Source organism: Pseudomonas sp. AIG, assembly GCF_977020205.1.
In genome coordinates, this window is the sequence record NZ_CDROCK010000080.1 from 1 (window position 1) to 18,808 (window position 18,808).

At 60.1% G+C, this 18,808-nt stretch carries 12 protein-coding genes and 1 pseudogene; 7 read left to right on the top strand and 6 right to left on the bottom strand.

Annotated elements, in window-relative coordinates; genetic code table 11:
- Positions 1-102: 102 nt before the first annotated feature.
- Positions 103-2,229 (bottom strand): TonB-dependent siderophore receptor, encoded by a 2,127-nt coding sequence (locus ACWR1S_RS29160; protein WP_454565923.1) that lies wholly within the window; start codon positions 2,227-2,229, stop codon positions 103-105.
- 164 nt (positions 2,230-2,393) lie between these two features.
- Positions 2,394-2,978, bottom strand: a complete 585-nt coding sequence (locus ACWR1S_RS29165) for a TetR/AcrR family transcriptional regulator (protein WP_454565924.1) — start codon at positions 2,976-2,978, stop codon at positions 2,394-2,396.
- Between the two features lie 212 nt (positions 2,979-3,190).
- Here ACWR1S_RS29165 and ACWR1S_RS29170 point away from each other — a divergent pair, with 212 nt between their 5' ends.
- The 4 genes from ACWR1S_RS29170 (at position 3,191) to ACWR1S_RS29185 (ending at position 9,507) form a co-directional block, all read left to right on the top strand.
- Positions 3,191-3,868, top strand: a complete 678-nt coding sequence (locus ACWR1S_RS29170) for a type 1 glutamine amidotransferase domain-containing protein (RefSeq protein ID WP_454565925.1) — start codon at positions 3,191-3,193, stop codon at positions 3,866-3,868.
- Positions 3,869-3,971: 103 nt separating this feature from the next.
- Entirely contained in the window at positions 3,972-5,096 is a 1,125-nt protein-coding gene (locus ACWR1S_RS29175; RefSeq protein ID WP_454565926.1) for an alkene reductase, read from the top strand.
- Between the two features lie 280 nt (positions 5,097-5,376).
- Positions 5,377-6,915 (top strand): cryptochrome/photolyase family protein, encoded by a 1,539-nt coding sequence (locus ACWR1S_RS29180; RefSeq protein WP_454565927.1) that lies wholly within the window; start codon positions 5,377-5,379, stop codon positions 6,913-6,915.
- Between the two features lie 129 nt (positions 6,916-7,044).
- On the top strand, positions 7,045-9,507 hold the full coding sequence (locus tag ACWR1S_RS29185) for a PAS domain-containing protein (protein WP_454565928.1): 2,463 nt from the start codon (positions 7,045-7,047) through the stop codon (positions 9,505-9,507).
- Here the strand turns inward: ACWR1S_RS29185 and ACWR1S_RS29190 are convergent.
- Positions 9,469-11,016: a sensor domain-containing diguanylate cyclase gene (locus ACWR1S_RS29190; RefSeq protein ID WP_454565929.1), complete on the bottom strand. Its 1,548-nt coding sequence runs from the start codon at positions 11,014-11,016 to the stop codon at positions 9,469-9,471. The two genes, ACWR1S_RS29185 and ACWR1S_RS29190, sit on opposite strands and share 39 nt — an antisense overlap.
- Before the next feature lie 264 nt (positions 11,017-11,280).
- On the opposite strand from ACWR1S_RS29190, the gene ACWR1S_RS29195 reads away from it, so the two are divergent.
- Together ACWR1S_RS29195 and ACWR1S_RS29200 are read left to right on the top strand one after the other, a co-directional pair.
- Positions 11,281-12,537: an MFS transporter gene (locus ACWR1S_RS29195; RefSeq protein ID WP_454565930.1), complete on the top strand. Its 1,257-nt coding sequence runs from the start codon at positions 11,281-11,283 to the stop codon at positions 12,535-12,537.
- A gap of 180 nt (positions 12,538-12,717) precedes the next feature.
- Positions 12,718-13,740: an alpha/beta hydrolase gene (locus ACWR1S_RS29200; RefSeq protein WP_454565931.1), complete on the top strand. Its 1,023-nt coding sequence runs from the start codon at positions 12,718-12,720 to the stop codon at positions 13,738-13,740.
- Between the two features lie 87 nt (positions 13,741-13,827).
- On the opposite strand, the gene ycaC is transcribed toward ACWR1S_RS29200, so the two are convergent.
- Positions 13,828-14,460 carry an isochorismate family cysteine hydrolase YcaC gene (gene ycaC / locus ACWR1S_RS29205; protein ID WP_007915995.1) on the bottom strand — a complete coding sequence of 211 codons (633 nt, stop codon included), beginning with the start codon at positions 14,458-14,460 and terminating at the stop codon, positions 13,828-13,830.
- 319 nt (positions 14,461-14,779) lie between these two features.
- Here ycaC and ACWR1S_RS29210 point away from each other — a divergent pair, with 319 nt between their 5' ends.
- The gene (locus ACWR1S_RS29210; protein ID WP_454565932.1) at positions 14,780-15,526 is read left to right on the top strand and encodes a response regulator transcription factor; all 747 of its coding nucleotides are present in this window, start codon (positions 14,780-14,782) and stop codon (positions 15,524-15,526) included.
- A gap of 356 nt (positions 15,527-15,882) precedes the next feature.
- Here the strand turns inward: ACWR1S_RS29210 and ACWR1S_RS29215 are convergent.
- Together ACWR1S_RS29215 and ACWR1S_RS29220 are read right to left on the bottom strand one after the other, a co-directional pair.
- Positions 15,883-16,189 (bottom strand): annotated as a pseudogene (locus tag ACWR1S_RS29215) (DUF6124 family protein).
- A 592-nt stretch (positions 16,190-16,781) separates the two neighbouring features.
- Positions 16,782-18,746: a MacB family efflux pump subunit gene (locus tag ACWR1S_RS29220; protein WP_454565933.1), complete on the bottom strand. Its 1,965-nt coding sequence runs from the start codon at positions 18,744-18,746 to the stop codon at positions 16,782-16,784.
- Between the last annotated feature and the right edge of the window lie 62 nt (positions 18,747-18,808).

The window sequence follows — 18,808 nt, forward strand, 5'->3', positions numbered from 1 at the left end:
CGATCTGTCAGGTCGATGCATAACGCCAGACACCTCGGTCGGCTCCCTCTCCCCCGGGAGAGGGCTGGGGTGAGGGGCCGCCGTTGCAGCGTCGAGCTCGGCTTACAAGGTGTAGGAAATCCCCACCTGCACCGTTCTCGGCGCACCCGGATAGGCGTAGACATTTCCGAACGCGCCCTCTTCATAATCCCGGTCAAACAGATTCTTCACGTCAAGATTGAGCCGCACTTTCTCGTTGACCTTATAGAAACCGAGCAAATCGACAACCGTGTAGCTGCCCATCGAGAACGCAGTATTGGCGGTTTGCCCGGCGCGTTCGTCGACGTACTTGAGTCCGGTGCCCAGGCCCAGGCCCTTGAGCGTGCCGTCCTGAAACTCATAGACGTTGAGCAGGCTGAAGCTGTTCTGCGGAATGTTCATCAGCCGCGTGCCCGAACGGATCACGTTGTCCTTGGTCACTTCGGCATCCACGTAGGCGTAGCCGCCGATGACGCGCCATTCGGGCGTCAGGTTGCCGGCGACGTTCAGGTCGAAACCACGGCTGCGTACTTCCCCGGCCGCCACATTAAAGGTCGAGTCCACCGGGTCGGTGGTCAGCACGTTGCGTTTTTCGATCTGATAGATCGCCGCATCGACGCTTAACTGATGGTCCAGCGCTTCCCACTTGACGCCCATTTCGTAGGACTTGCCTTTCTCCGGTGCAAAGCCTCCGCCCACGCGGCTCGCGCCGGTGTTGGGCTTGAACGAGCGCGCGGTGTCGGCGTAGACCGCCAGCGTGTCGGTCAGGTCGTAGGTCAAGCCAAGGCGTGGAGTCACCGCGTTGTCGCTGGCCTGCCAGTTTTTGCCGCCCGGCACGTAGGTTTCGTAGTCGTGCTCGAAACGCTCGAAACGCGCCCCGGCCAGCACTTTCAGACGTTCGGTCAACGCCACCTGATCCTGCACGAACGCGGCATAGGTCTTGAGGTTTTCCTTGTCGTGGGTCGGGGTGCGGGTCAATGCCGGGCGCGGCTGGCCGTAGACCGGATCGAAGAGGTCGATCGGGTAGGCACCCACCGCGCCACTGGAGCGCTGAATGATCGATTTGTAGTCGTAATTTTCGTATTCGATGCCGGTCAGCAAGGTGTGCTGTAAACCACCGGTGGCGAAGTGGCCGGTCAGATTGAGCTGGGTGTCCTTGTCGGTCCACTCCAGTTTGCGGTAGTTGAAGTTACGCCCCAGGGTTCGACCGTCATCGGCAATGCCGTTGGCTTCGATGGCATTGCCCTCAAGCGAGCCGTCGAGCCACTGGAAACCACCGCCCAACGTCCAGTCATCGTTGAGCAGATGTTCGAAACGCAGTTGCGCCATGTTGTTGTCGTTGTGCAATTTGCCGGCATCTTTCTCGCCGAAAAACGTATCCCGCGAGGCGGTACCGATCTGCTTGGGGTAACGGGTCACGCCGCGATCCAGCGGATGATTGTTGCGCATGAAATCACCCTCGAAGATCACCCGGGTGGCATCGCTGGCCTGCCAGGTCAGCACGGGGGTCACGCCGTAGCGTTCGGTTTCGACGTGATCGCGAAAGGTATCGCCGCCCTCGCCCACCACGTTGAGTCGATAGGCCAGACGACCTTCATCATCCAGTGGGCCGGAGGCGTCGAGGGTGCCGCGTTTCATGCCTTGATCATTCAACTGACTGCCGAGGGTCACCGTGCGCTCGGCCAACGGCTGCTTGGAAACAACGTTGAAGGTGCCGCCCGGATCGCCACGGCCGTAGAGCATGGTTGCCGGCCCGCGCAGCACTTCCAGACGCTCGATGGTGTTGGCGTCGGGCATGTTCGGATAGCCGCGATTGATCGGAAAACCGTTGCGGTAGAACTCGCCGGTGGTGAAGCCGCGCACGGTGAACGTGGTCAGTCCCTGCCCGCCAAAATTGTTCGCCCGACCTACGCCGCCGGCGTAATCCAGCGCATCTTGCAGACGCGTGGCGCCGAGGTCTTCGACCGCATCTTTGGTCACTACGCTGATCGATTGCGGGGTTTCATGGATTGAGGTGTCAGTACGGGTGGCACTGGCCGAACGCGTCGCGCGGTAACCCTGCACCGGGCCATCGGCCCGTTCGTAGTCTGCCGTGCCGACCACGTCGGTTGCGTCCAGCTCAAGCGCTGCGGGTGTTGAATCGGCCTGTTCAGCCCACGAGGAAGGGGACAACGCTTGCAGCACACAGATTGAAAGCAGAGTTCGACGCATGAAATGGAAACCTTACGAATAGGCCAGAACGAAGGGTAAAACCGCCAGCAAAGCGCCGCGGATGGTATACCAAGCGTTCCGTAATTGAAACTTATTCCCATTCGTATATTTAACCACCGAGTCTCGGTCGGTATGTCATCCATTGCGTCGCACCAAAACCTTGGTCAAACGTGCAAAAGCTGTTTCGTCATCGCCATCGAAGTGTCCAGCGATTGCCCAGTGCGCTGCAGTTTATTCAGCAAACTGGCGCCCAACCACAGCTGATACAGGGTTTCCGCCAGATGCCGGGCGTCGCCTGCGGGCAGGCTGTTTTCGGCCTGGCCCTGCTCGATGCACAAGGCAATGCGCGCCACCACTTGCTCGGCACCATCACGCAAGGTCAGGCGCATCGACTCCGACAAATCGGCGACTTCGGCGCTGAGCTTGACCACTAGACACTCATCGCCATGCCCTTCGAGGGTGCAGCGGTTTTGCCAGCCCTGCCAGTAATCCATCAACCGCTCATAGGCGCTCAGCCCCGGCAGCGTCAGGCGCCGTTCCATGTCGGCGAGGTAGCCGACGAAGTAATCCGCCAGCAACGCCTGGCCGTACAGCTCTTTGGATTTGAAGTAGTGATAGAACGAACCCTTAGGCACACCGGCGGTTTGCAGGATCTCGTTGAGGCCGACACTGGTGAAGCCCTTCTCGGCCATCATCCGGTGGCCGGTGTCGAGCAAGTGTTGGCGGGTGTCGTCGTAGGTCGCTTTCATGGGGCGCACATTACCAGGCAATAGACCAGTCGTATATTTGGAGGAACGGAAGTTTGCCATACCTGTCGATGAAAAACCGCAGGATAAAAAATTACTAGACGACTGGTCTAATTGGAATCTATGCTGCGCCCCGACAAACGTTTTCTGACCGGTGTGGCCGATGGGCGAATCCTTCGCTCAATCGAAGACACCTGATCGACTCAAGGTGCTCTATGAAAATCCTGATGGTTTTGACTTCCCACGATCAACTCGGCGACACCGGCAAGAAAACCGGCTTCTGGCTGGAAGAGTTCGCCGCGCCCTACTACGCCTTCAAGGACGCCGGCGCCGATGTCACTCTGGTTTCCCCGGCTGGCGGCCAGCCGCCGCTGGACCCGAAAAGCGATGAGCCAGACGCGCAGACTGCCGAGACCGATCGCTTCCGCAAAGACTCCGCCGCGCAACAGGCGCTGGCCAATACCGGTCGCCTGGCCGACGTCAGCGCTGATGATTTCGATGCGGTGTTTTACCCGGGCGGCCACGGCCCACTGTGGGACCTGGCCGAAGACAAGCAGTCGATCGCGTTGATCGAAGCGTTCGACCGCGCCAACAAACCCCACGGCTTTGTCTGCCATGCGCCAGGTGTGTTGCGTCACGCCCTCACCGCTGACGGCAAACCGCTGGTCCAGCATCGCCAGGTCACCGGTTTCACCAATTCCGAAGAAGCCGCCGTCGGCCTGACGGATGTGGTGCCTTTCCTGATCGAGGACGAGTTCCAGCGCCTCGGCGGTTATTACTCGAAAGTCGCTGACTGGCAGGTTCATGTGGTCGCCGACGGGCAACTGGTCACTGGCCAGAACCCGGCCAGCTCTGCCGCTGTCGCTGAAAAACTACTGAAGATGCTCGGCTAAGCCCTCGCACAACCCTTCCAAACGCCGGGTGCGTCTTGCCCGGCGTTATTTTTTCGCCAACCAACTAGTCGACTGGTCTAATAAACCGCGAACAAGGTCATCCATGAATCACAGCAATTTCTTTACGCCCGCCAAACTGGGTCATCACACCCTGAAAAACCGCATCGTCCTGCCGCCACTCACTCGTCAGCGCAGCACCCAACCGGGCAACATCGCCAATGAACTGATGGCCGAGTATTACCAGCAACGCGCCGGCGCCGGTCTGCTGGTCACCGAAGGCACACAAATCGAACCCCGTGGCCAGGGTTATGCGTGGACGCCGGGCATTCATACGCCTGAACAAATCGCCGGTTGGCGCAAAGTCACCGACGCCGTGCATGCCGTGGACGGGGTGATTTTCGCCCAGTTGTGGCACGTCGGCCGCGTCTCCCACACCGCGTTGCAACCCAACGGCGCGGCGCCGGTTTCGGCCTCCGCTGTAGCCACCGACCGGGTCAGCGTGTTTATCGAAACCGCGCCCGGCGCCGGTGAACTGGTCCCGCCATCGGCACCTCGTGCACTGAGCACCGATGAAGTTCAGGAACTGGTTCAGCTGTACATCCAGGCGGCGCGCAACGCCATGGATGCCGGTTTCGACGGCATCGAATTGCACTGCGCCAACGGTTATCTGGTGAACCAGTTCATCTCCGCTCACAGCAATTTGCGCGACGATCAGTACGGTGGCTCGCTGCACAACCGTCTGCGCTTTCTCAAGGAAGTGGTCGCCGGCGTCGCTGAGTGCATCGGTAAGGAAAAAGTCGGCGTGCGTTTCGCCCCGCTGTTCACCACGACCGATGAAGCGCGCACTTACCTGGGCATGGTCGAGGAAGATCCGCACACCACTTACATCGAAGCGATCAAAGTGCTGGAGGACGTGGGCATTGCTTATCTGTCGATCGCCGAAGCCGACTGGGACAACGCGCCGGCGATGCCACAAACGTTCCGTCAGGCCGTGCGCGACACCTTCAGCGGCGCGATCATTTATGCCGGGCGCTACACCGCCGAATCCGGCGCGCAACTGCTCGATTCCGGGCTGGCAGACTTCGTCGCTTTCGGCCGCCCATTCATGGCCAACCCCGATCTGCCGGCGCGCATTGCCAATGACTGGCCGTTGAATGCGTTGAACCCGGCGACGGTGTATGGCGGCAACGCCGAGGGCTATGTGGATTACCCCGTTTATCCCGGCTAATCCTTTCAAGGCAAAGTAAACGCTCCCGAAATATCGGGAGCGTTTATCCGAGTCGGAGTGCAAGCCCTTGTGGGAGCGAGCCTGCTCGCGAAAGCGGCGGGTCAGTCACTCACAATGTTGAATGTGACGACGCCTTCGCGAGCAGGCTCGCTCGCACAGGGAGGATGTGAATATTCACCGCACAAAAACCTATACACAGACTACAATCTGTACAACTATCTGGACTTAACGTTTAAACGTCCATCAGGCAGCCTGCTGCTCACTACGCTGAATCCGTGAAATGAATAAAACCCATCGGCTGTGCCTCGTTCTGGGCGACCAGTTATCGTTTGATCTGGCTTCATTGGCAGGTCTGGATCGCGAACAGGATCGTGTGCTGCTGGTCGAGGTCATGGAAGAAGCCAGCCATGTCGCCCACCACCCGCAGAAGATCGCCCTGATCTTCAGCGCCATGCGTCACTTCGCTCAGGCACTGAAAGACCAGGGCATCCGTGTGCATTACGTGACCCTCGACGACCCGCACAACAGCGGCTCGGTGCCCGGCGAATTAAAGCGCTGGCAGGCGCTGCTGCAAGCGAACGAGGTGCACCTGACCGAATGCGGCGACTGGCGTCTGGAGCAATCACTGAAGGATTGTGGTTTACCCATCCACTGGCATGCCGACAGCCGCTTCCTGTGCAGCCGCGACGAGTTTCGCGCATGGGCCGCTGGCAAAAAACAGCTGCGCATGGAGTTCTTCTATCGCGAAATGCGCCGCAAGAGTCGCCTGCTGCTCAACGGTGACGGCACCCCGGTCGGCGGCGCCTGGAACTTTGACGCCGAAAATCGCAAAGCCCTGCCCAAATCCGTCAAGGCGCCCTACCCGGCGGGTTTTACCAACGACGCAATCACCCTCGAAGTTCTCGCACTGGTCAAGGATCGCTTCGCCAGTCACTACGGCAGCCTGGACGATTTCAATTACCCGGTGACGCATGCCGACGCCCAGGCATTGTGGGCGTACTTTCTCGACTATGGGCTGGCGGGCTTCGGCGATTATCAGGACGCCATGGCCAGCGACGAGCCGTTTCTGTTTCATGCCCGCATCAGCGCTGCGCTGAACATTGGCTTGCTCGATCTGCGCCAACTCTGCAGTGACGTGGAGTCGGCCTATTGGTCAGGCAGCATCGCGCTGAATGCCGCCGAAGGTTTCATCCGTCAATTGATCGGCTGGCGCGAATATGTGCGTGGCGTCTACTGGCTGCACATGCCGGAGTACGCCGAGGGCAATGCCTTCGGTAACACACGGCGCTTGCCTGAGTTCTACTGGACCGGCGACACGAAGATGAACTGCATGCGCCAGGCCATCGGCCAAAGCCTCAAACACGCTTACGCTCATCACATTCAGCGCCTGATGGTCACCGGCAATTTCGCCCTGCTCGCCGGCATCGCACCGAGCCAGATCTGTGAATGGTATCTGGCGATCTACATGGATGCGTTCGATTGGGTCGAACTGCCCAACACCCTCGGCATGGTCATGCACGCCGATGGCGGCTACCTCGGTTCCAAGCCTTATTGCGCCAGCGGCCAGTACATCAACCGGATGTCCGACTACTGTCGCGGCTGTGCTTACTCGGTGCGCGAAACCACGGCTGACAACGCCTGCCCGTTCAATGCCTTGTACTGGCATTTTCTGATGCGCCACGGTGACCTTCTGCGCGGCAATCAGCGCATGGGCATGATGTACAAAAACCTCGATCGCATGCCGCTGGAAAAACAGCAGGCTTTGTGGCAACGCGGGCAAGGCCTGCTCGACAGACTGGATCGCGGCGAATCGTTATGAAAACGCCTGTGCCTTTGGCCCGCGTGCAACTTAAACATGAGGCTCCGGGTCAATGGCTCACAAAGCTTGTGAGGCCGATGGCTTGAGACACGCCAATTGAACGCAAGCCAAACCATCAACGCATGAAGGGTGAACATCCTGAAACAGCTTACTCGCGAGGAGCTTGAGTCTGAGGTCACGCGCCTGCGTCTGGCCGTCAAGGCGACCTGCGACGCCGTCTGGGACTGGGATCTGAAAACCAACCAGGTCATCTGGAACGACTCGCTGCAACAGGCCTATGGCTACGCGTCCACAGCCATAGAACCGACGTGTGACTGGCGGTTTGCGCAGATTCACACACAGGATCGCGCGCGCGTGACCACCTCGATTCGCTCGGCGATTGACGGCTCCGGGACGACCTGGAGCGCTGAGTACCGCTTCCTCTGCCACGATGGTTCATACGCCGAAGTGCTTGATCGCGGGCATCTGATCCGCAATGCCGATGGCCAGGCCGAACGCATGATCGGTGCGATGCTCGACCTGACTCGCTCGCGCAGCGCCGAAACCGCATTGCGCCGCAGCGAAGAACGTTTCAGCACCATTCTGGAAACCATCGAAGCCGCATTCGCCATCGTCAAAGTCAAATTCGATGCTGACGACCACCCCATCGACTATTACTTCGTCGAAGCCAACCCGGCGTTCGAGCGCCAGGCCGGGGTCAACCTGCGGGGCAAGTGGGTCACCGAGTTTGCGCCCAACCTGGAGAAATTCTGGTTCGAGACTTACGGCCATGTGGCCAAGACCGGCGAGCCGGCCAACTTCGAGAACTACGCCAATACCTTCGAGCGCTGGTTCGATGTGCGCGCCGTCCGCGTCGGAGACCCGGCCGATCGGCAGATTGCGATCTTCTTCAGCGATGTCACCGAGCGCCGCGACGCGCAGGAACGTTTGCGCATCAGCGAAGCGGTCGCTCGGGAAAACGTCGAACGAGTCCAGCTCGCCCTGGCCGCCGGCGCCATCATCGGTACCTGGCACTGGCACTTGCCCAGCGATCGTTTCAGCGTCGATGAGGCCTTCGCGCGGGTTTTCGACCTCGATCCGGCCTGGGGTCTCGACGGTCTGAGCCTGGAGCAAGTGGTGATGACCGTTCACCCGGATGACCGGGCTGGACTCACGGCGGCGATCAACGAAGTCATTGCCCGTGGAGGTGCCTATTCGCACCAGTACCGAGTGCGCGGCGCGGATGGCCAATACACCTGGATTGAAGCGAACGGCCGTGTCGAATGCGCCGAAGACGGCACACCTGTACGCTTTCCCGGCGTGCTCATCGATGTCGAAGACCGGCGCAACGTCGAAGCCGAGCGCGACCGGGTCACCGCCGCGTTAAAAGCCCTCAATGACACACTGGAACAACGGGTCTCGGCGCGCACCGCCGACCTGATGCAGGCCGAAGAAAAATTGCGGCAATCGCAGAAAATGGAAGCGGTCGGGCAACTCACCGGCGGTCTGGCCCATGATTTCAACAACCTGTTGGCGGGCATCTGCGCCTCCCTTGAGCTGATGGACAAACGCATCGCCCAAGGTCGTCTGAACGACATCGACAAATACATGCTGATCGCCCAGGACGCCGCCAAACGCGCCACCGCCCTGACCCATCGCCTGCTGGCCTTCTCTCGGCGACAGACACTTGATCCACGGCCAACTGAGGTCAACGCGCTGATTGCCGGCATGAGCGAACTGATCCAGCGCACCGTCGGCCCCAGCATTCGCCTGAAAACGATAGTCGCCGCCGACCTCTGGCCAGCACTGGTCGATGCCAGTCAACTGGAAAACGCCCTGCTCAACCTGTGCATCAACGCCCGCGACGCGATGCCCGATGGCGGCAGCATCACCGTCGAGACCGCCAATCGAACTCTTGATGCGGAATCGGCGCGCGTGAGGGAGATGCCCGAAGGGCAATACCTGTGCCTGTCGGTCGCCGACACCGGTACCGGTATGAGCGCCGAAGTAATGGCCAAGGCCTTCGACCCGTTTTTCACCACCAAGCCGCTGGGCCAGGGCACCGGGCTCGGGCTGTCGATGATTTACGGTTTTACCAAGCAATCCGGCGGGCAAGTGCGGGTGCAATCGACCGTGGGTCAAGGCACCATCATCTGCATTTACCTGCCGCGTTATCTCGGCGAAGCAGTGCGCAATCACGATGACACGCAAAGCTCGGCAACAGCGCATGCCAAGGCCGGCGAGACCATCCTGATTGTCGACGACGAACCCACCGTTCGCACGCTGCTCAAGGACGTGCTGAACGACCTCGGCTACAACCTGCTCGAAGCGGCCGACAGTGTTGAAGGGCTGGAAGTACTGCGTTCCAGCGCGCACATCGATCTGCTCATCACCGATGTCGGTTTGCCGGGTGGCATGAACGGCCGGCAGATGGCCGATGCGGGCAGGCAAATCAGACCGAAACTGAAGACCTTGTTCATTACCGGGTACGCGGAAAGCTCAGTGATCGGCAACGGTCAACTCGGTCCGGGCATGCAGGTGCTGACCAAACCCTTTGCCGTCGACACGCTGGTGTCACGGGTCGGTGGCCTGCTGTCCATCGATGTCGAATGAAGGTTGCGCACCGGACGGCATGAACCGGTTGCGCCCTGCCGTCTTCGCTTGGTACAGCGCCTGATCGGCTGACTCGATCAGGCCCTGCACCGGGTCCAGGTGCGCACCGCGTGCAGCGGCGATGCCGATGCTCAGGCTCACGCGAGCCACGGGACTGCTCGGGTGGGCAATGTTGGCGTGCTGCAAACGCTCCAGAATCAGTTGCGCCACCACTGTGGCACCGTCCATGTCGGTGGCGGGCATGATGACCGCGAACTCTTCGCCGCCGTAGCGTGCCACCAAGTCTGACGGTCGCCGCACGCACTCATCCAGCACACCGCCGACGGCTTGCAGACAGGCGTCGCCGGCAACGTGCCCGAGCGCATCATTGAACCGCTTGAAATAGTCGATATCGATCATCAGCAATGCCAACGACGAGCCGTCGCGCTGTGCCCGCCGTGCCTCGGTGGCCAGGGTCTGATCAAAGCAGCGCCGATTCGCCAGACCGGTCAGCGCATCCTTCATGGCCAACAGTTCCAGTTGCCGATTGGAGCCGAGCAACTGCTGCTGAGCGATGCGCAGTTCGCCTTCAACCTGGGTCCGGCGCCGGATGTCGAGGATCAAGAACCAGCCGATCAGACCGGTAAGCCCCAACAGCCCCGCCACCACCACCGCCGACAACAGCGCCTCCGTTCGCCACGCGGTGAGCGCTTCACGCTTGCCGATGGCGACCGTGGTGATCAGCGGCAATTTCTCGCTTTTGCGGAAGGCGTAGAGGCGTTCGACGCCATCCAGGCTGGAGGTATACGACGCGGTGCCGACCGATTGATCAACCAGGTACTTGGCGTAGATCGGCGATTTGGAAAAGTTGCGGCCCATGTCCTGCTCGCGGAACGGATAGCGAACCAGCAATGTGCCGTCGGTGTACGACAAACCGATGGCACCCTCCTGCCCGACATCGAGTTTGCCGAACAGGCGCAGGAAGTTTTCCACGCCCAGGGTCACGGCGACGACCCCGGCAAACTCGCCGCGATCATCATTGAAACGGCGGCTGACGGTGATCACCCACTCCTGATTGGAGCGGCTGCGTATCGGTGGCCCGATAAAGGGTTCGCGGCTCGGGTCGTCGCGGTGATGAATGAAGTAGGCCCGATCACTGCTGTTGGCCCCCGCCGGGATCGGTCGATTGGACGACATCAGCCAATGGCCCTGACGGTCATAGATGGTGATCCCGCTCATTTGTGGCATCAACGGCTGCTGGCGGTTGATCAGCGCACCCAAGCGCTGGATCTGCGCGGGGCCACTGCCCTCGGTTTCCAGGCGTTCGACCAGCCCGAGTAGCAGCAGCGAACTTTGCCGGACGATGCCTTCGGAATAGGTCTCCAGTGCCTGGGTCAGGTTCAACCCGTGCACGTTGACTTCCTCCAGCGCGCGATCGCGCGAAGACAACACTTTCCAGATGGTCAGCGACGCCAGAGAGCAGCCGATGACCAGCAGCAAGAGGATGACGAGGTGGGTATCACGCTTCACGAAAGTACCTAATGGAAAGTCCGGTTTCCCGTTCCGGCCGTTACTGATTCAAGGCAATAACAGCGGTCGTATCTCCTCGACCGGCGCAAGGATACAAGTAGCGCGTCGAACGCGCAGCAACCATGTGACGGAACGCCGTTTTCAGCCCTTGGCATTGTTTCGCAACGACACGGCGGCGGCCTGCAACTTATATCCGTGGCCGCTGGTCATTAGGCTTGCTGAGGTTGAATCCATCCGCAGACCTCGAACATCGAAGACACCGCCGTGGCCGCAGATCTGGATCGCCGCAATAATCTGTCACTGGACAGCCTCAACTTCTTCCTCGCTGACGTGCGCGACGGTCTCGGCCCCTATCTGGCCATCTACCTGTTGGCGGTGCATCACTGGGAGCCGGCCAGCATTGGTCTGGTCATGACCATTGCCGGGGTCGCCGCGCTGATCACCCAGACACCTGCCGGCGCCTGGGTCGACAACAGCCGGCGCAAACGTGCGTTGATTGCGATCGCCGCGCTGCTGGTGACCGGCAGTTGCCTGCTGCTGCCGTTCGTGACGTCGTTCACTTGGGTGGCACTGACACAAACCTTGAGTGCAATGGCCGCGTCGATATTCGCCCCGGCCATTTGCGCGATTACCCTGGGCATGACCGGTCCACGGGCGTTCACCCGAAGAACCGGACGCAACGAAACCTTCAATCATGCCGGCAATGCCTGCGCCGCCCTCCTCGCCGGTGTGTTCGCCTATCTGTTCGGCCCGGTGGCGGTGTTCTATCTGATGGCGGCCATGGCCCTGGCCAGTGTCATTGCCATCGCCTGCGTTTCGCCAGCCGCCATCGACCATGATCTGGCCCGTGGACTCGACCCCGCCGACGCCGGCCATCGCCAGCCTTCCGGTTTGTCGCTGCTACTGAGCAACCGGCCGCTGCTGCTGTTCGCCATTTGCTGTGCACTGTTCCACCTGGCCAACGCGGCGATGTTGCCGCTGGTCAGTCAAAAACTCGCGCAAGCCAATTTGCAGATGGCCACCCCGCTGACCTCAGCCTGCATCGTCGCGGCGCAGTTGGTGATGGTGCCGGCGGCGTTATTGGTCGGGGCGAAAGCCGATCTGTGGGGACGCAAACCGCTGCTGCTGGCCGGATTCATGATCCTGCCGTTGCGCGGCGTGCTCTACACACTGTCGGACGATGCTTACTGGTTGGTCGCGGTGCAGATGCTCGACGGCGTTGGCGCGGGTCTGTTCGGCGCCTTGTTTCCGATCATGGTCAAAGACCTCACCCAGGGCACCGGCCACTTCAACGTCAGCCTCGGCGCACTGACCACGGTGTTCGGGCTGGGCGCGGCACTGAGCAACGGCCTCGCCGGGTTCGTTGTGCAGGAGGCCGGTTACAGCGCGGCGTTTCTGACCCTGGCCGGTATCGCGGCGGTGGCGGTTGTGTTGCTTGGGATCGGGGTTCCGGAAACCCAGCGCAGCGGTCATCAGGCTGAAAGCGGATTGGTCGAGGCCAGCACCGAATCCTCTGCGTAATCCATATCCCTTCCCCGCCCTCTCATTGCCGCCATCTCGTGTCTGCGCGGCGTTGAAAATCCAGATTCAGTGGATCAGGCAAGCAATCCAGAGGAATGCACTACGGCGCTGAGGCGCTGATCGAGAGAATGTTCGTGCACAGGCTCAGACGAATAAACCCTCAATCGCAAGGACATTCCAGTGAAAGGTTTTTGCTTGGCCTTCGGGCTGCTCTTCAGTACTTTTTCAGCCATGGGAGCCGATATGTCGAACGGCGCAGACAACTTCTACACCAGCAATAAAGTGACCGTGGAAAAGGTCACCTTCAAGAATCAGTACGGAATGAAGGTCGCAGGCAATCTGTTCAGCCTGAAGAACCTCGATCCACAGTCAAAAAATGCCGCGATCATCGTCGGCCACCCGATGGGCGCGGTGAAGGAGCAAAGCGCCAATCTCTACGCGACCAAAATGGCCGAACAGGGTTTCGTCACGCTGTCGTTCGACTTGTCCTTCTGGGGCGAAAGCGAGGGCCTGCCACGCCAGTCGGTTGCGCCGGATATTTATGCCGAAGACTTCAGCGCGGCGGTGGACTTTCTCGGCACTCGCCCACTGGTCGATCGTGAGCGTATCGGCGTTATCGGTATTTGCGGCAGCGGCAGCTTCGCCATCAGTGCCGCCAAGATCGACCCACGTTTGAAGGCGATTGCCACTGTCAGCATGTACGACATGGGCGCCGCCAACCGTAACGGCCTCAAGCATTCGCTCACACCAGCGCAACGCCAATCCATCGTTGAACAGGCGGCGCAGCAGCGTAACGCGCAGTTCTGGGGCGGCCCGGTCCGCTACACCGGCGGCACACCGCTCAAACTCACCGGCAACGCCGTGGGTGACGAGTTCTACGATTTCTACCGCACCCCGCGTGGCCAGGTCACCCCGGCCGGTGCTTCGCCGCAGACCACTACCATGCCGACGCTGGTCAGCAATGTGAAGTTCATGAACTTCTACCCGTTCAATGACATCGAGAGCATCTCCCCGCGCCCGCTGCTGTTCATTGCCGGCGCTCAGGCGCACTCCCGCGAGTTCAGTGAAGACGCGTACCAGCGCGCGGCCGAGCCCAAAGAGCTGCTGATCATTCCAGGGGCCGGCCATGTCGACTTGTACGACCGGGTCAACCTGATCCCCTTCGCCAAATTGACCGAGTTCTTCAGCCATAACCTGAAGTAACGCCATCGCAACGCTGCTATCTCGTTAAAACGCAGACACGACAAAAGCCTGCTTTTCAGGGCAGGCTTTCGTTTGAATCGCGCAGTCTTACTTCTGCTGAGCGGTCAGCGCCGAGTAGCTGTTCATCAGGTTGCGATAGTTCGGGATCCGCTGCGACAGTAGATTACCCAAGCCTTCAATATCGTTGCGCCAGTCGCGGTGCAGCTCACACGCCACCGAGAACCAGTTCATCATCTGTGCGCCAGCCTGAGTCATGCGGCTCCAAGCGGCTTGTTGCACGGTGGTGTTGAAGGTGCCGGACGCATCGGTCACCACAAACACCTCAAACCCTTCCGCCAGCGCCGACAAGGTCGGGAACGCTACGCAGACATCCGTCACCACACCGGCAATGATGATCTGTTTACGGCCGGTAGCCTTGATCGCTTTCACAAAATCTTCGTTGTCCCAGGCGTTGATCTGGCCTGGACGAGCGATGTACGGCGCGTCCGGGAACATCTCTTTCAACTCCGGCACCAGCGGGCCGTTCGGGCCTTGTTCGAAACTGGTGGTGAGGATGGTCGGCAGTTCGAAGAACTTGGCCAGATCAGCCAGGGCCAGCACGTTGTTCTTGAACTCGTTCGGCGAGAAGTCCTGCACCAGCGAAATCAGACCGGTCTGGTGGTCAACCAGCAGCACGATGGCGTCGTCTTTGTTCAGGCGGTTGTAGGTTGGAGTGGTCATGGTGTGCGTCCCTTTTCAATGTTGGAAGTTGTTGTTGCGTTCAAGTTGTGTTCAGGTTACTGACCCATCGAAAAGGGATAAATCGGTTGAAACGCGTTTCACCGTCAACCAGAACAGGACAATTCATCGACAGGAACCTCAGCGTTATCACCTTCAGGCCAGCAGAGTCGAGGTTATTAGCTAATAACACCTTCATTAAACAGTCGCTCAAACGTTGTACTAGGATAGGATCCAAGTCTGCGGTATTTCGTCGGCCAAGGAGATCGTCGACAGTGCTGCTGACGTTTTTGAATTAACGCCTCTCAGGGATGACACGCATATGAACTCACACTTGTTCCCCCACATCGGCAAGGTCATCGCCAGCACCGGCAGCCGGCACTTTCCGCGCATGCTGCATGACCTGATCCTGACGCAACTGGCGGTAGACGCCACGCACATCCGGCAGATGCGCGTCGAACCGGTGAGCCGCACGTCGAGCCGCAGTGAGCCGGAGCCGCTGAAAGAGCCAGCCCTGCTCGCCGAAACGGTGTTTTCCGAACACAGTGCGGCGGCCCACCATTTACAAAATCCGCCGGCCGCGACCAGCGCAGACGCCTCGCAACTGCACCTGACCCGGCGCAAGGACGGCTACCGCTACGTGATTTCGGTGTACCGCAACGGCGAGTCGCAGCGCTTTTCCGCGCAGGAGCGCAGTCTGTTGCAGGACATTTCCCCGGTGCTGCTGCCAATGGTGGAAAAACACATCAACGCCCTGCAACCGACCACTCCTGATCCGCAGACCACGTCCGAAGCAGCCGAAGGCAACGGCCTGGAAACCTTGCGCCTGCGCTTTGACGAACGCCTTGAGCAACTGGGGCTGAGCCTGTCGAACCGCGAAACCGAAGTGTGTGTCGGCCTGCTCGCCGGGCGCACGGCGCCGGAATTGGCCGAGCAGTTGGCGCTGAAGGTCAATACCGTTGAGAGCTATCTGAAGCGGGCGGCGATCAAGTTGGGTATCAGCGGGCGGCATTCGTTGATGCGCTGGATGTATTCGCCGCTGGAGACGTTGGCGTCGAGTGCGGCGTGATACACCGGGATTAGCGAAGGCTTGGTTTTTTTGGTCGTGTCAGTGAGATTCCCCCCTCACCCCAGCCCTCTCCCCCCCGGGGGGCGAGGGGGAAAGGGAGCCGATCTTGGTTGAATTCGAAACTGAGTTCGACATTTTGGCCGATCTTTGTGCTGTTCAAAACCTGAGTTCGACTCGGTATCCCAAGTCGGCGTATCTCCAGCAAACAACGCGATCAGTCCCCTCTCCCTCTGGGAGAGGGCTAGGGTGAGGGCACTCCCGCGACGTGCTCCAATGCCTGATTCACCGCCAATTCCCCCAGCATCACCACTTGCGCGATGCGAGGGAGCAGGCTCCCTCACGCGGCTGTTTCGCAATTAGTTGGGCAAGCGCTGGTTGTCGAGGACGCGACTCACCACCAATTCACTCAACATGATCACCTGCTGCAGGATCAGCATTTTCTTGCGGTGAGGGCTGTCGACCGAGTCGGCAAGGTCACGGGCCATGTCACTGGCCGATGACAACGATTCGTAGGCTTCAACGAGCAGGGTTTCGTTGTCGATGGTGGGGTCGATCAGGTAGATCTTGCCGGTTTTTCGGGTGGGCTTTGAGGTTTTGAGGCTCGAGCGCGGCGTCGTAGGGGATTGGATCGGTATCTGGTGGGTTGGGAGTGGCTTTGAACATAGATAAAGTCTCGTATCGAAATTAACCGGAGCCATCACTTTCGCTACCAAACGAAGGTGGCGGCCATGCGCGGGTTGGTAGACCGGTCGATACGGAAACCCGGCGCTCATGAATGAGCCCCACGCATGTCCACCATATAAAACGCAGCCGCAAAAAGAGACTGCATAAGGTGGCGCCATACGGCGGTACCGAAGCGGGCTACCAAACCCGATCACTGATTTGCAGTGACAGGCAAACGATATATCCCGCCCCATAGCCGCGTAAGCCGGCGGATTCTGGCGTACGCGTAGGTAACGACGCAAGGTGTTGTAGGCGGTATGACGTAACGATTCGTGTAATTTAAACGGACAATCGGCGTTGTGTTTATTGATGGAAATACTGGATGGCGGTGGTTCGAGATTTTGCGGTGTGTCAGTGGGATTTACCCCCTCACCCCAGCCCTCTCCCCCAGGGGGGCGAGGGGGAAAGGGAGCCGATCTTTGTGCTGTTCAAAACCTGAGTTCGGCTCAGTATCCCACGTCGGTGTAACTCGAAAGAACACCGAGATCAGTCCCCTCTCCCTCTGGGAGAGGGTTAGGGTGAGGGTCAGCTCTTAATCCCGCGCCAACGCCTCAATCGGATCCAGCCGCGAAGCATTCCGCGCCGGCACAAACCCGAACACAATCCCGATCAACGTCGAGCACACCACCGCTGTTAGCACCGACGCCAGCGAAAACACCATCTCCCACTCCTTGATAAACACCGAAAACAGATGCCCGATCGCATACGACAGGGAAATGCCAATCGCCCCGCCCAACAAACAGACCATCACCGCCTCCACCAAAAACTGCTGACGAATGTCCGACTGCCGCGCGCCCACTGCCATGCGAATACCGATCTCCCGCGTACGCTCGGTCACCGACACCAGCATGATGTTCATCACCCCGATGCCACCCACCACCAATGAAATCACCGCAATCAACGACAGCAACAACGCCAGCGAGCGGCTGGTTTTCTGCACGGTCTGCAAGACGCTGTCGAGGTTGTTGGTGAAGAAGTCCTTGGTGCCGTGGCGTTGCAACAACAGTTGGGTGACGTGCTCTTCCACCACTTTGCTCGGCTGGCCGTCCTTCATGCGCACGCTGATGCTGTCCAGATAACGCTGACCCAACACCCGCCCGGCGGCGGTTTCGTAGGGCACCCAAACGTTGAGGGTCTTGCCCGAGGCAAACAGGCTTTTATCCTGCGCGGCCACGCCGATCACCGTGCACGGCAGGTTGCCGATCAGGATTACCTGACCCAGTGGATCGACATCTCGCCCGAACAAACGCTGCCGGGTGTTGTGATCAATGACCACCACCTGCGCCTGGCGTCGCGCATCGCTTTCGCTGAACGGGATGCCGGCGGCCATCTTGATCCCGCGCACCTTGAAGTACTGATCGCTGACGCCATTGACCTGCGCATCCAGGTCGATATTGCGATAGCGCAGCAACAGGCTGCGGCCGATCATCGGCGTGGCGCTGTCGACGTAGTACAGCTGATTCAGCGCGGTGACATCGGCCGGTGTCAGGGTTTCGATGGCGGCGGCACGTTTGTCGCCGTAACTGCTGCCGGGATAGACATCGATGGTGTTGCTGCCAATCGCGGCGATGTCCTTGAGCACATAGTTCTTGGCGCCCTCCCCGACCGCTGAAATTGACACCACCGAGGTGATGCCAATGACGATTCCGAGCATGGTCAGCAAGGTGCGCATGCGGTGCGAGATCAACGCCACCCACGCCATGGCGAACGCCTCTTTGAACAATCCGAGACTGGCAACAAGACGTCGAGAGGCGGTGGCTTTCGGTGCCACCGGTTCTTCGCTGAGCAGGTGCGTGGTGTCGCGTTCGTTGGCGCGGTCGCTGAGGATTTCGCCGTCGCTGACTTCAATGATGCGCTCGGCGTTGGCCGCGACTTTCGGGTCATGGGTGACCAGAATCACTGTGTGGCCCGCCTCGTGCAGCTCCAGGAGGATGCGCATCACCTCCTTGCCGCTGGCCGTGTCGAGGGCGCCGGTCGGTTCGTCGGCGAGGATCACTTCGCCGCCGTTCATCAAGGCCCGGGCGATACTCACGCGCTGTTGCTGGCCGCCGGAGAGCTGGCTCGGCCGATGCGTCAGGTGCCCTTCCAGGCCCAGTCGCGCCAACAGTTCACGGGCGCGGGCGTGGCGCTGAAGCTGCGGCGTACCGGCGTAAATCGCCGGCATCTCGACGTTGTGCATCGCGCTCAAATGCGGCAGCAAGTGGTAACGCTGGAAGATGAAACCAAAGTAGTCGCGGCGCAGTTCGGCCAGGGCCTGATTGTCCAGATCGCGGGTTTCCTGGCCGTTGATTTTGTAGCTGCCGGCGGTGGCGTAATCAAGGCAACCGAGGATGTTCATCAGCGTCGATTTGCCCGAGCCCGAGGCGCCAATGATCGCGACCATTTCCCCGGCATTGATCGTCAGGTTGATGTTCTTCAGCGCGAGAAATTCGCGGTCACCGGCGGTGAAACTGCGGGTGATGCCGGTGAGCTGTAACAGTGGCTCGGGCCTGCTCAGGCCCCCCCCCCATTCGTCAGCGGGTCACCCATGACCCCGCGAACACCCTCACCCCGACCCCC

Bases quoted from the DNA above. Each gene is read 5' to 3' on its own strand.
- ACWR1S_RS29175 (WP_454565926.1), top strand. From the start codon at position 3,972: ATGAATCACAGCAATTTCTTTACGCCCGCCAAACTGGGTCATCACACC.
- ACWR1S_RS29180 (WP_454565927.1), top strand. From the start codon at position 5,377: ATGAATAAAACCCATCGGCTGTGCCTCGTTCTGGGCGACCAGTTATCG.
- ycaC (WP_007915995.1), bottom strand. From the start codon at position 14,460: ATGACCACTCCAACCTACAACCGCCTGAACAAAGACGACGCCATCGTG.
- ACWR1S_RS29210 (WP_454565932.1), top strand. From the start codon at position 14,780: ATGAACTCACACTTGTTCCCCCACATCGGCAAGGTCATCGCCAGCACC.
- ACWR1S_RS29165 (WP_454565924.1), bottom strand. From the start codon at position 2,978: ATGAAAGCGACCTACGACGACACCCGCCAACACTTGCTCGACACCGGC.
- ACWR1S_RS29170 (WP_454565925.1), top strand. From the start codon at position 3,191: ATGAAAATCCTGATGGTTTTGACTTCCCACGATCAACTCGGCGACACC.
- ACWR1S_RS29160 (WP_454565923.1), bottom strand. From the start codon at position 2,229: ATGCGTCGAACTCTGCTTTCAATCTGTGTGCTGCAAGCGTTGTCCCCT.